The following is a 13,354-nucleotide window of genomic DNA, read 5'->3' on the forward strand; positions in this document are numbered from 1 at the left end:
AATTTTCGCCATTGCGCGGAAGCGCTGGGCTGTCCTTCGAGCCCAACAGGGTCGCGTGGCGCGGCTTCTTCAGGTCCCGAGCGCGAAGGGCGTGAACGCGACCGTGCCGGCAGCACTTTCGCCTGGGGCGAGCACGATCACGCCTTCTTCCGGATCGTCCCATCGGCCCCGGTTGAACGCACCCGAGGCGTTGGTCTGCGGCTCGACGCAGAAATATGACTTGGTGGGATCGGCGTAGAGCATCAGGTGCTTGAAACCCGCATCACCCTTGATGCGCAGCCCCGCGCCGCGTGCCGGAAAGCGGAGCGTCGCTTCACCGCCCCACCCGCCATAGTCATTGTTGCGCCAGCCGCCCGGCAAAGGCCGGTGCTCGGCAAAATCGAGTTCGGGTGGCAGCGTGATCGGATCGCCCGCAATGCCATCGGGCTCTTCAAGGTAGAAGCGCCTGGCCCTGAACTGCAATGTCACGTCGGGATCGCGATCGAACCAGGGATGCAGGCCAAAACCGAACGGCATGGCAACCGCCCCGGTGTTGGTCAGTGTCATGGTCACACGCAACCCCTCATCGGAGACCGTGAAAGTCTGCGTCGCGTGGTACGAATAGGGCTCGGCTCCGGCAGCAATGTCCAGCGACAGCGTGGCGTTGGCAGTTGCGGCCTCGGTGACCATCCAGGCGTGTTGCCAACCACTGCCATGAACGTTGAATTTTTCGGGTGGATTGTTGGGTTGCACCAGCCAGCTTTTTCCCCCGAAGTCGAAGGCGTTTCCGGTGATGCGGTTGGCATAGGGCGTCATCGGGAACATGGCGACGCCAAGCACATTGCCGGCCTCGCGATCGTCGTCCGAGAGCTGGCGCATGAGATCGATGCCGCGCCAGCGCAGCGAACTCACGGAGCCGCCGATTTGCGGCACCAGCCCGACTTCGAGTGCTCCCGATCGGATGTTCACCAGTTCAGAAATTGCGCCCATAGCCTGCCATCCATCCACCGTCGACGCCCAGCATCTGGCCCGTCGTGTAGGTGTTGAGTGGATCGCAGAAGAACAGCACGGCCGCAACCGCTTCCTCGATGTTGCCTGAGCGGCCGACCGGTGTGTGGCTGAGCATCGCCTTGTCGCCTGACACCATGGTCTCATCCTCGACCGCCCCTACGCCGACGGCATTGACCAGCACCTTCGGGCCGAACTCCATGGCCAGCGTGCGCATGCCGGCGAGAATCGAGGCGTTTTCCATGGAAAAGCGCGGGTGGCGGCGCATCGGCATGCCGGCGGTAGCCGACAGCAGGAAGACGATGCGTCCGCTGCCGCGCTCTGTCATGGCCACCGCCATCTTGCGCGCATCGGCGTAGAAGGATCTCGGATCTCCGGCCGCATTTCCCGGCCGCAACGGACAGGACATCAGCAGGATATCGGCAGCGCGTGCGTCGGAGCCCTCGACAAGAATCCCGCCATTGGCCTGCAACGCCGTGATCGCTGCTTCGGCGACCGGGTTGCTGTCGCCATCTAGCGCCACCGCGGCACCGTTGAGGTCGATTTCCATGGCGTCGCTCACATCATGTATCCCGCCGTCCAGCCGCCATCGACGGCCAGCACCTGGCCATTGACATAGCTGGCGGCCGGCGAGGCCAGGAACAGCACCGCCTCGGCGATTTCCTGCGGCTCAGCCGGCCGGCCGAGCGGCACATGGGCCAAGAATTCCTGGGTGCGGCCGGCGAACTTGCCGTCCTCGCCATAAAACAACTTGGCGGTCAGCGCCGTCATCACCGACCCCGGGGCAATAGCGTTGGTCAGGATGCCCTTGGCGCCGAGTTCAATCGCCATCGATCGCGTCAGATGGATGATGCCGGCCTTGGCGGCGACGAACGGGCTCTGCAGGCGCATGGCGGCAAGCCCGACCACCGAGGCGATGTTGACGATCCGTCCGCCCTTGCCGGCGGCGAGCATGGGCCCAAGTGCGGCGCGGCTCATGATGTAGAGGCCGTCGAGATCGATGCCGGTGATGCGATCCCATTCCTCGGGAGGGAATTCATCCAATGTGACGCGGTGCGCCAGCGTGTTGACGCCGGCATTGTTGATGAGGATATCGAGGCGGCCGTGCCGTTCCATGATCGCGGCGACCGTGCTGTCGACCGATGCAGGATCACGGATGTCGGTGGTGCAGGCCATGGCGTTGCTTAGCCCGGCCGCGACCTGGCCGGCGCCCTCGCCGTTGATGTCGGCAACGACGACCGCGGCGCCATTGTCGGACAGGCGTCTGGTGATGGAACTGCCTATGGCGCCCGCGGCCCCCGTTACCAGCGCTACCTTGCCTCGCAAATCGCAGCGCATGTCCCGTCCGCCCCCGAACCAATTCGGGTTATGCTATTATAATATTCTCAAGGCGCGGACAAGCAATTGCGCCGCGGCAAGGCGTTATTCCGCTGGCGCTCCAGCGACGTTTTTGCGGGCCGCATCGATCATCAGTCGCCGTGCCCGGAACACGCCCCATTGCTGGTCGACCAGCACGCCGATGAGGATGACGCCGCCCATCACCGCGAAGTTGAGCGAGGACGGGATGCCGAGCAGATTGACGAGGTTCTGCAGTTCCTGCAGCAGCACGGTGCCCAGCACAACGCCGATCAGTGACCCCTCGCCGCCGCGCAGCGAGAAGCCGCCGAGCACGGCTGCGGCAATGGCGTAAAGCTCATAGAACTGGCCGTGGCTGGCCGGCGAGATCGAGCGCGTGTACATGGCGAAATAGATCGCCGACAGCGCGGTCAGCACGCCGCAGATGACGTAAGCTGCCATGACGATGCGGCCCGTGCGGATGCCGGAATATTTCGCCGCCTCCTCGTTCTTGCCGATAGCATAGAGATAGCGGCCGAACACCGAGCGGTGCAGCACCACCCACATGACGATGGCAATGACGATCAACGCTATGAAGCTGTTGGGCACGCCATAGGAGCGGCCGGCGGTGAGGAATTCGAGGTCCGGAAAATTCTGGCCGAAGGCAAAACCGGCGGTGCCGTCGCCGGTGTAGAAGCGCGCCACGCCGCGATAGATCAGCAGGCCGCACAGCGTGACGACGAAGGGCTGCAGCTTGAGCCGCGTGATCAGCCAGCCATGCGCCAGGCCGATGATGGCGCCGAGCACCAGGATGAGCACGAAGGCAACCGGCCATCCCATACCACGCACGGCGATGAAGTCGATGAACAGCGTGCCCAGCAGCGCAACCACCGAGCCGACCGAGAGTTCGATGCCGCCGGTGATGATGACGAAGGCCTGGCCGATCGACAGAATGCCGAACAGGCCGATCAGGTTCGAGGTGTTGGCGAGGTTGATCGGCAAGAGGAAGCGCGGATTGATGATGGCGACGATGGCGCCCACCACCAGGATCAGGATCAGCAGGCCGAGATCTTTCTTGCTCATCGTCTTCTCCCCAATGCCTGCCTGAGCAGGTTCCGCGAGACCTGCGGCAAAAACAAAAAACTATTTCGGCTGCTTGCCCACCGCCAGCAGCAGCACGTTTTCCTGGCTGAACTGGTCCTTGTCGAGAATGCCCGAGATCTGGCCCTCATGCATGACGGCGATGCGGTCGGACACGCCGATCACCTCTTCCATGTCGCTTGAGATCATCAGCACGGCGACGCCAGCATCGGCCAGCGCACGCATCAGCCCGTAGATTTCCGCCTTGGCGCCGATATCGATGCCGCGCGTCGGCTCGTCGAGGATCATCACTTTCGGGTTCATGGCCAGCCACTTGCCGAGCACGACCTTCTGCTGGTTGCCGCCCGACAGCGTGCCGGTGCGTGTCTGCACCGAAGGCGCCTTGATGCCGAGATCTTTTTTCTGCTTTTCCGCGGTGGCGGTCTCCGCACTTGCGGACACCAGCGAACGCTTGGCATGCGCCGGCAAATTGGGCAGCGAAATGTTCTGGGCGATCGACAAATCGAGCAGGATGCCGGTCAGCTTGCGGTCTTCCGGCACCAGGAAAATGCCGTGCGCGACGGCGTCGGCGGCCGAGCCCAGCACAAGCGGCTTGCCGTCGAGCTCGAGCGTGCCGCCAAGGCTGGCGTCGATGCCGAAGAACACGCGCGCCAGTTCGGTGCGGCCGGAGCCGACCAGGCCGGCAAGGCCGAGAATCTCGCCGCGCCTGACGTCAAGGTCGACCGGCCGGCTGGGATAGGTGGGGGTGCGGATGGCCTTGGCCGCGAGTGCCGTGGCGCCCGGCGCCCGCGCGGCCTCGGAGGCCTTTTCGCGCTCCTTCAGCATGCGGCCGATCATCAGTTTGACCATCTGGTCGTGGCCGATGTCGCGCTTGCCCAGTGTGCCGGCCAGCATGCCGTCGCGCAGCACGACGACACGGTCGGCGACGCGCTCGACCTCGTGCAGGCGGTGCGAAATGAAGATGACGCTGATGCCGTCGGCCTTCAGTGCCTTGATGACGTCGAGCAATTTGTCGGTCTCGGCGAGCGGCAGGCTGGATGTCGGCTCGTCGAGAATGACCAGCCGTGCCTTGATCGACAGCGCCTTGGCGATCTCGACCATCTGCTGCTGGGCGAGCGACAGGTCGGCAACCTGCGCGTCGGCAGTGAAATTGGCGCCGACCCGCTTCAACAGCGGCGCCACCATCTCCCGCAGCTTCGTGCGGTCGACAAGCCTGAGCGGCCCGGCGCGCAACGGTTCGCGGCCGAAGAAGATGTTGGCGGCGACATCGAGATTGTCGAACAGATTGAGTTCCTGGTGGACGAAGGCGATGCCGGATCCGAGGCTGCCTTCGACGCTCAGGCCCTTGTGGGCGGTGCCGTCGACCGTGATCGTGCCGGTGTCCGGCGTGGTGACGCCGCCAAGGATCTTCATCAAGGTCGACTTGCCGGCGCCGTTCTCACCGACGAGGCCGATGACCTCGCCCGGTCTCACCTCCATCGAAAAACCATCGAGCGCGACAACACCCGGATAGGTCTTGCGCACGTTCTCAAGGCTGAGAAACGGTGTGGTCGTGGCTATGGATGTGTCGGAATAATTCATCATGCCTGACAGCGATTGGCGAGCCGACCTCTCGGTAGACTGACGATCCCAGCGGTCTTCGTCAATGCGCGCAGCCGGCTCAAGCAAAGTTGAGCCGGCTGAACTGCTTTCGATGTTAGTTTCCAGACATCGCCTTCAGATTGGCGGCGTAGGCGTCGACGTCATCCTTGCCGATGATCTTGGTCGGGATGATGATGAGGTTGCCGGCCGGGATGCCCGACTTGTCGCCCTTGAGATATGCGGCCATCAGCTTCATGCCCTGATAGGCCCATTCGAAGGGCTGCTGCACGACGGTGGCGGCAATGGTGCCTTCCTTGACGCCGCCCAGCGTGATCGGATCGTCATCGAAACCGACGACCGTGATCGAGCCGAGCTTGCCGGCATCGCGCAGCGCTTCATAGATGCGCGGCGTGTTGTAGGAGTAGAAGCCGACCATGCAGGTGACGTCGGGGCTGGCGACCAGCGCGTCCTCGACGTTCTTCTTGGCGCGCGCCTGGTCGATATCGTCGCCGCGTACGTCGACGAGTTCGATCTTGGTGCCGGCCAGGCCATCCTTCATGCCCTGGATGCGCTCCTTGGCATTGTCGGCGCCGAGCAAGCCGACGAAGCCGAGGCACTTGCCGCCATTCGGCATCGCCTTCTTGGCGATTTCGGCCGCCTGCTTGCCGGCATCGACATTGGACGAGCCGATATAGGCGACGCGCTTGGTCTGCGGGGCGTCACTGTCAGTGGTGAACAGCGCTGTTTCCGAGGCGATCTTGTTCAGGCCATCGGTCGAGGTCTTCGGATCAACCGCCGAGACCATGATGCCCTTGACGCCGGCCGTCACCAGATCGTCCATCAGCCGCTGCTGGATGGCGACCGAGGATTGTTCCGGATATTTGAGCTCGAGCGTATAGTCGGGCAGTTCGCCCTGCGCCTTCTTGACGCCGGCTTCGGCCGCTTTCCAGAAATCGGAAGCGCCGTTGACGACGAAAGCCAGCGTCGGCTTGTCGTCGGCGCGCGCGATGGCTGTCGCCGTCAGGCCGACAGCCAGGGCCGCGGCGGCCACGGATGCATTGCGTATCAAGGACTTCATGTTCAACCTCCCGTTTTGGTCCAGCCTTCGGGCTGACCGGTCTTGCTCACTAGAATTGCCTTGCTCATCTGAGTTTGCCGTTTGCGGCTTGGACGCCCCTCCTCCTCAGGGGTTCCCGGCACTGAAAGAATGGCGTCGTCCAGCCACGATCACGGACTTTAGAGACTCATCCCTCATTCGTAAATAGTCCGATTTGTCTGACATATCACATATCTGCTACAAGGCTCGCGGAGGCAATATCCGCTCACCATCGGACCATTCACGAGCACTCCCGCCGCACCCGGGACCCAGTGGGCTGGGCGCGACGGATTGACGTTACAGCGCATCTTTGTATTAGTAAACAGTATTAGTATTCGCCCGCGCCTGGACAGATCCGCGCGACATCGCAACCGATCTGCCGACGATGGCTTGCTTGCCAGCGCGGCAGTCCAATCCTTGCTATTCCTACCTTTCTGAGTACCCGGAGCCGCTCGACCGATGGATCAACAGCCTGCTAATAGATATAAATTCAGCGACGGTTTCTATAAATCGACGCCACCGCGGCATCTTGTCGGGCCGGCAGGCTGCCGCTAGACAGGCCGGGGATTGGGGACACGGATGCAATGAGCGAGACCAGGGATCCGGCCGTCGAGACCGCGAAGCGCCGCAAGGCGCCGGCAAAGCCCAAGGGGCGGGTCACCATGACCGACATCGCCAGGGCCGCCGGCTGTTCGCAGGCGACCGTTTCCTTCGTGCTCAACAATTCGCCCGGCATCCGGCTGTCGCAGCAGACCCGCGAACGGGTGATCGAGGCCGCAAGAGCGCTGGGCTACAGCGCGCCCGCCTTCTCGGCGCTGCGCAAGCCTGTTGCCGCCTTTGATGGACCCACCTTTGATGGACTCGACGGGGTGATCGGCTTTGCCGTCGACCAGCTGGCGACCAGCCCGGAGGCGGTGGTCGCCATCGAAGGCGCACGCCAGGCTTCGTGGAATGCCGGCAATGTGCTGCTGGTGGCGCAGACCATGGGCGACGCCGTGATGGAGCCGCGCGCCATCCAGGCGCTGACCCGGCGGGGCATTTCGGCGCTGATCTACATGACCATCTTCACCCGCGAGATCACGGCGCCCGACTTCCTCTACAGCCTCGACATTCCGGTGATCCTGCTCAATTGCTATACGGCCGACTACGCTTTTCCCGCCGTGGTGCCTTCCGAGATCGCCGGCGGCCAGAGCTCGACCCGGCATATGATCAGCCACGGCCACCGCCGCATCGCCACCATCACCGGCGAGCCGTGGATGCAGGCCGCGCAGGACCGGCTGAAAGGCTACCGACGCGCGCTCGCCACGGCCGACATCCCCTTCGACGCGGAGCTGGTGGTCGAGGGCGACTGGTCGGCCAGTGCGGGCTATGCCGCGACCGTCAAGCTGTTGGCGCTGAAGGACCGCCCGACGGCGATTTTCTGCCAGAACGACCGCACCGCGATCGGCTGCTACGAAGCGCTGAAGGAAGCCGGCCTGCACATTCCGCAAGACATTTCAGTGGTCGGCTACGACGACGAGGAGATCGCCCGGCATCTGTTCCCGCCGCTGACCACCTCGATCCTGCCGCACATGGCGATGGGCCAATGGGCGATCGAACAGTTGGAGGCGCCGGCGGCGCCCGGGCAGGGGCGCTATCCCATCACCAAGCTGGAATGCCCACTGGTCGAGCGGGAGAGTGTAAGGGCGGTGGCGGGCGGTTGATTGCTACCCACGACCGCTATCGGCCCCTTAACGACAGCGCTAGCTGTCGATGTCGATATCCCTGGTCTCCTGCCCGATCATCAGCGCGATCAGCGTCAGCACGGCCATCGCCGAGAGATAGACGCCGACCCAGAACGGGCTGCCGCCGCCGACGCGCCACAGCGCCACCGCTATGAATGGCGCGACGGCGGCGCCAAGGATCGAGGAGACATTGTAGGAGATGCCCGAGCCCGTATAGCGGACGCTGGCCGGGAACAGTTCCGGCAGCAGGGCGCCCATCGGCCCGAAGGTCATGCCCATGAGGGTGAAGCCGATGATGAGCCAGGCCATGACACCGACGGTGCCGGCCGCCAGCATGGGAACCCAGAGCAAGCCGAAGACGATGATGCCGAGGGTGATCGCGATCAGTGTCCTGCGCCGTCCCCAACGCTCCGCCCACGGACCGGAAACCAGGGTGAAGATGCCGAAGAACACCACGCCGATGATCATCATCAGCACGAAGGTCGTGTAGTCGTAGCCGAGACCCGGAACCGCGCCAGTGGGCGCAGCCCGGCCATAGCTCAGCGAGAAGGTCGTCATCAGGTAGAACAGCACGTAGGTCGCCAGCATGTAGAACGTGCCGAGGATCAGCTGCCGCCAGTGCGTCTTCACCGCTGCCGCCAGCGGCACCTTCTTGACCTCGCCTTTCCGGACCGCGTTCTCGAAGGCAGCGCTTTCCACGAGGCTGAGGCGCACCCACAGGCCGATGGCGACCATGACGATCGAGAACAGGAACGGGATGCGCCATCCCCACGCCAGGAAGGCGAGCGACGGCCGCGACGGATCGTCGGAAGGCAGTGCGGCCGCGATGATCAGGAACAGCCCGTTGGCGATGATGAACCCGATCGGCGCGCCAAGCTGCGGAAACGTGCCATAGATCGCGCGCTTGCCCCTCGGCGCGTTCTCCGTTGCCACCAGGGCCGCACCACTCCATTCGCCGCCGAGCGCGAAGCCCTGCGCCAGCCGCAGCAGGACCAGCAGCGCGGGCGCGAACCAGCCGGCCACCGGATAGGTCGGCAAGAGGCCGATCAGGAACGTCGCGACACCCATGGTGAGCAGCGCGCCGACCAGCGTGATCTTGCGGCCGCGCCTGTCGCCGAGATGGCCAAAAAAGATGGCGCCAAGCGGCCGCGCGATCATCGCCGCGCCGAACACGGCAAAGGAGGCGAGAAGCGCTGTCGTCTCATTGCCCGCCGGGAAGAAGAGATGCGGGAAGACCAGCACCGCTGCCGTGGCGTAGACATAAAAATCGTAGAATTCGATGGTGGTGCCGATCAGGCTCGCCAGGATGACGCGCGAACGCGGATTGGCGGGAACGGCGTTGGCGGACGCTGCGGTGGCTGAGATGGACACTGGGACATACTCCGACGGGGCTGGGTAGCGCCCTCTTCTGCTGTCGATGAGGCTATGGCCGAGTGGGTGGGAACCTCATCAGGATCGATGGGGATCGAAATAGGGGGCGTGTGGATTGTTGGCAATGATGGATGGGCAGACCAGAGGCGGGGAAATGGTCGGCCAGCTTTGTCACGAGCGTTGCGCGCTGGCCGGCCCCTGTTGGGAAGGGTGATATCCGACTACGAAGCGGAAGTGCCCGCTGACCTGCAATGGCGGAAGAGCCGTCTAGTTTAACTGCTCATGATGAGCCGAAAATGGCCGAAAGATGCCATCGTATGGTTTACCCCCAGTCGGCTGCGATTGTCTCCGCCTGTCTGACGACAAGATCCACAGCTGCTTTCTGCAGATCGGGCGGATAACCATACCGAGCCAGCAGCTTTCGCACCTCAATTCGCATTTTTGCCCGGACGCCTTCTTTCCGCGTCCAATCAATCGTCGCTGACGCCCGTATGGTGTGAACAAGCAACTGCGCGAGGGTTCGGAGTGTCTCGTGGGCCATCAGTTCCTTTGCTGATCCGTTGTCCGCCAGTGCCTCGTAGAATGCTATTTCCTCTTCAGTGAGACCTAACTCCCGAGCGCGCGCTGCATTGTCCCGAATTTCGTGGGCGAGTTCGATTAGCTCTTCGATGACCTGCACGCTGTCGACGGCGCGGTTATGGTATCGCCGAAGGGTGTCGTCGAGGCGATCGCTCAGCTTTGTCGATTGGACGATATTCGTTCGGGCATGTGATCTAATTTCGTCAGCAAGCAGTCGGCGAAGGGTCTCAATCGCCAGATTCTGTTGTTTGCTACCGCGTACCTCGGCAAGGAATTCTTCGGAAAAGATTGAAAGGTCGGGCTGGTCTAGTCCCGCAGACTGGAAGACGTCGAGGATCCCATCAGCCATAACCGCTCGCGACAGGAGTTGACGTATGTCGCGCTCGACCGAAATGCGACTGCGGCCGCCACCGGAGGTATACTTCACCAGGTTCGCCCGGAGGGCCGCGATCAACGCGATCTCATTCCGCTTCGCCGTGACCCGCTCGTCACCGGCGCTAATCGCGTAAGCGACCTCAAGCTTCAAAGCGACATCGATGAAGGCGTCGCGGTGCTGGGTCGACAGAAGGTGCTCAAGGCACTGCTTGAGAAGCGTAAGGCGCTGAACAGGACTTGCCCCAAAGAAGGAACGCCACGGTGCACCTTCCAGGAATGCCAAGGAGCTTTCAAGATTTGTAAGCGTCTGCCGAGCAGCCTCGTCGGCGTCCATCCGCACCTGGTCGCGATCGCCCTGGGTGTATTTCGAAAGAGCCGCCTTTAATTCGGCTCCGATACCGAGATAGTCAACGACCAAGCCACCAGGCTTATCACCCCAGACGCGATTGACACGCGCGATGGCCTGCATGAGGCCATGCCCTTGCATCGGCTTGTCGACATAGAGAGTGTGAAGCGAGGGTGCATCGAATCCTGTCAGCCACATATCACGGACAATGACCAAGTCGAAGCCGGACGCCGGCTTCTTGAAGCGATTGGCGAGAGCTTCCAGCCGAGACTTCGTGCGTAGGTGCGGTTGCAGCGAAGCAGGGTCGTCAGAGCGGTTCCCGGTAATGACGACCTTTAGCATACCACTAGTGTCATCGCGCGCTTCGGCCGAAACCCAGTCAGGGCGCAACTTGGCAATCTCGTCATAGAGCATCACCGCGACTTTCCGGCTGATCACGACAATCATTCCTTTGCCGCCGGCCATCGCCTCCCTGCGTTTCTCGAAATGCGCGACGACGTCTGCCGCGATTTCTTCCACCCGGTCTGGGGCGCCGACGACCTCATCGAATCTCGCGAGCTTGCCTTTGATCCGCTCGACGGCAGCGTCCTCTCCTTCCGCAAGTTCCTCCGCCAGTGTGTCGAGTTGGACCCGGTCCTCATCGGACAGGTTTAAGTGCAATCTAGCCAGCCGTGCGGTGTAGTGGATTGGAACGATCGCCTTGTCCCTCACCGCTTGCGTCATGTCGTAGGTGTCGATGACGTCGCCGAAGGTTCCGTAAGTGTCGCGATCCCTTTCGTCGATAGGTGTCCCAGTAAACCCAACGGCCGTGGCATTCGGCAGGGCCTGATGGAGATAGTCCGCGAACCCCACAGCTTCCCTGATCTCGCCGTCGCGTTCCACGAATGTCTTCTTGAACCCGTATTGCGTTCGATGGGCCTCGTCGGCGATCACGACGACATTGCTGCGATCCGTGAGCAGCGGGTGTGTGCCATCCGCACCACGGAACCGCTGTATCGTCGTGAATACGAGGCCGCCGATATCAACTGACAGCAGCCTTCGCATCTCCTCCGCTGTTTCGCCTTTGCGGGGCGTTCCGCGTAGAGCCGCACTATGGTCAACAAAGGTGCCAAAGAGCTGGTCATCCAGGTCGTTGCGATCCGTTACCATGACGATCGTCGGGTTTTTAAGCGCCTTGGCCAACTGGAGCTGACGCACGAAGAATAGCATCGTCAGCGACTTGCCAGACCCTTGCGTGTGCCACACGACACCGCCCTTCCGTGATCTGCTCTCTGAGGCGGCCACGGTTGAAGCCAATGCCTTCCGGACGGCGTAGAATTGATGATATCCGGCGAGCTTCTTCGACCTGACGGTCCCGTCCTTCACCTCGAACGCCACGAAGTCGACGATGAAATCGAGGAAGCGCTCCGGCGCAAAGACACCACGGATGAGCACCTCGAGTTCCGACCGACCGCTGTCATCCAGATCGGTTCCATCAATGGTTCTCCAAGGCGCGAACCGATCCGGTTCCGCCGTGAGCGACCCGATCCGGGCTTTCATGCCGTCGCTTACGACGAGAACCTGGTTCGCACGGAATAGGTCCGGGCATTTCTCGGCGTAGTTCCTCAACTGGGTATGTGCCCGTTCCAGCGTAGCATTGATGCTGGCTGGGCTCTTGAACTCAAAGATCGCTACCGGGAGTCCGTTCACGAAGGCGGTCAGGTCCGTGCGAACGACGCCACGGTCTCCCTTCACGATGAACTGGTTCGCGACGAGCAGACGGTTGGCCGAGGGGCTATCGCGATCAAGAATTCGCAACCCGACAGTTCGCGTCTCTCCACGGTCGTTGATCTCGACTGGAACGCCAGAAACTAGAAACGGATGGAAAAGCCTGTTGTTCTCGATCAGATCCTGGCTGGGCACGGCCATGATCGTTCGCACTGCCGCATCGACCATGGCTGCCGTCGCTTCCGGATTGAGGCTTGCCAGTGCGCTACGTAGCTCCGGCTCCAGGATTGCCTGCCGATAATCCGTACGGGCGCCCATGGGGCCATCAGGCGCGAGATAGTCGCCGGGAACCGACTTCCAACCAATCAGTTCGAACCAGGACAGGGCTGCGAGTTCGACCGCCTCCTCTGCAAGCTCAAGGCGTCGTTTTTCCGTCGGCAGGACGTAACTCTCGGTCATGCCGCAATCTCGGCGCCCTGAGAGCCTGCGGTCAGACCTTCTGCCTCCCAATCGAGGCGGGCGGCATCATAGGCCGTTTCGTCCAAGTGAAAGAGAACGTAGCTCGGTTGGAAGCTTGCGGCTGCTATCTCGACCATGTCGTACTCGGCATCGAGATGCTCGTTGAACGCAGCATTTGTGCTGTAGGTCGCGGCACCGTCGTCCTGCAGCCCCGGTTCCGCTCGGCTCCACGCGACATCGAACAAGAAGGCGACAAGGCTGTCGCAAAGGCCGCCAAGCATCAGTGCATGCTGGCGCTGCAGCGTTCCCCAATCGAGCGATCCGCCATGGCGCATGTTGGGTACGTTGCTGAGTTTCGCCAGCGCGACAGCAATGTCATCGATTCCCTTGGTAAGCGCCTTGATGTGTTCGTTGATATCCGCTGCGTTTGGGTGATCTGTTAGCGAGAAATCCATCGCATCGATCACCCCGCGCATTCGGTCCGGGAAGCCGTCTTTCTTGCGAAACTCGATACCCAAGCGTGGCCCTATCGTCGAATGTGCCGCTTCGAAGAGCGTCCTGACACTCTGCAGGCAGAAGGCCGGCTGGCTCTCGATGCTGCGCTCCAAGGCCTCTATGTGAATCCTGAGAGGCTCCGCACGGTCTGGGTGGAGCTCAAGCAGGGCGCGGAGCATCTGGAGCGAGTAGGGCATC

Annotated in this window: 10 protein-coding genes; 1 reads left to right on the top strand and 9 read right to left on the bottom strand. The window is 62.4% G+C overall.

The genetic code is table 11. The features are described from left to right. Nucleotides 1-69: 69 nt before the first annotated feature. The 6 genes from AC1DX4_RS02010 to AC1DX4_RS02035 form a co-directional block, all read right to left on the bottom strand. Complete coding sequence (locus AC1DX4_RS02010) at nucleotides 70-969, bottom strand: aldose 1-epimerase (RefSeq protein WP_477218717.1); 900 nt, start codon at nucleotides 967-969, stop codon at nucleotides 70-72. Next, nucleotides 953-1,549 carry an SDR family oxidoreductase gene (locus tag AC1DX4_RS02015; RefSeq protein ID WP_477218718.1) on the bottom strand — a complete coding sequence of 199 codons (597 nt, stop codon included), beginning with the start codon at nucleotides 1,547-1,549 and terminating at the stop codon, nucleotides 953-955. The genes AC1DX4_RS02010 and AC1DX4_RS02015 overlap by 17 nt, the downstream gene beginning before the upstream one ends. Next, a complete protein-coding gene (locus AC1DX4_RS02020) occupies nucleotides 1,546-2,325 on the bottom strand; it encodes an SDR family NAD(P)-dependent oxidoreductase (protein WP_477218719.1) in 780 nt (259 codons plus the stop codon). Before AC1DX4_RS02020 ends, AC1DX4_RS02015 begins: the two co-directional genes overlap by 4 nt. Nucleotides 2,326-2,409: 84 nt before the next feature. Next, nucleotides 2,410-3,405: an ABC transporter permease gene (locus tag AC1DX4_RS02025; RefSeq protein WP_027040757.1), complete on the bottom strand. Its 996-nt coding sequence runs from the start codon at nucleotides 3,403-3,405 to the stop codon at nucleotides 2,410-2,412. Nucleotides 3,406-3,465: 60 nt separating this feature from the next. Next, nucleotides 3,466-5,004 (bottom strand): sugar ABC transporter ATP-binding protein, encoded by a 1,539-nt coding sequence (locus AC1DX4_RS02030; RefSeq protein WP_477219103.1) that lies wholly within the window; start codon nucleotides 5,002-5,004, stop codon nucleotides 3,466-3,468. 115 nt (nucleotides 5,005-5,119) lie between these two features. Continuing rightward, nucleotides 5,120-6,082, bottom strand: a complete 963-nt coding sequence (locus AC1DX4_RS02035) for a sugar-binding protein (protein WP_477218720.1) — start codon at nucleotides 6,080-6,082, stop codon at nucleotides 5,120-5,122. Between the two features lie 602 nt (nucleotides 6,083-6,684). Here AC1DX4_RS02035 and AC1DX4_RS02040 point away from each other — a divergent pair. Continuing rightward, nucleotides 6,685-7,803, top strand: coding sequence for a LacI family DNA-binding transcriptional regulator (locus AC1DX4_RS02040; protein ID WP_477218721.1), 1,119 nt, complete (start codon nucleotides 6,685-6,687; stop codon nucleotides 7,801-7,803). Between the two features lie 39 nt (nucleotides 7,804-7,842). Here the strand turns inward: AC1DX4_RS02040 and AC1DX4_RS02045 are convergent, their stop codons facing one another. The 3 genes from AC1DX4_RS02045 to AC1DX4_RS02055 form a co-directional block, all read right to left on the bottom strand. Then, entirely contained in the window at nucleotides 7,843-9,189 is a 1,347-nt protein-coding gene (locus AC1DX4_RS02045; protein WP_477219104.1) for an MFS transporter, read from the bottom strand. A gap of 328 nt (nucleotides 9,190-9,517) precedes the next feature. After that, nucleotides 9,518-12,661: a type I restriction endonuclease subunit R gene (locus AC1DX4_RS02050; RefSeq protein WP_477218722.1), complete on the bottom strand. Its 3,144-nt coding sequence runs from the start codon at nucleotides 12,659-12,661 to the stop codon at nucleotides 9,518-9,520. Beyond that, nucleotides 12,658-13,353: an abortive infection family protein gene (locus AC1DX4_RS02055; RefSeq protein ID WP_477218723.1), complete on the bottom strand. Its 696-nt coding sequence runs from the start codon at nucleotides 13,351-13,353 to the stop codon at nucleotides 12,658-12,660. The genes AC1DX4_RS02050 and AC1DX4_RS02055 overlap by 4 nt, the downstream gene beginning before the upstream one ends. Nucleotide 13,354: the final 1 nt, after the last annotated feature.

The sequence above is a fragment of the Mesorhizobium sp. P3_A8 genome, assembly GCF_056402995.1.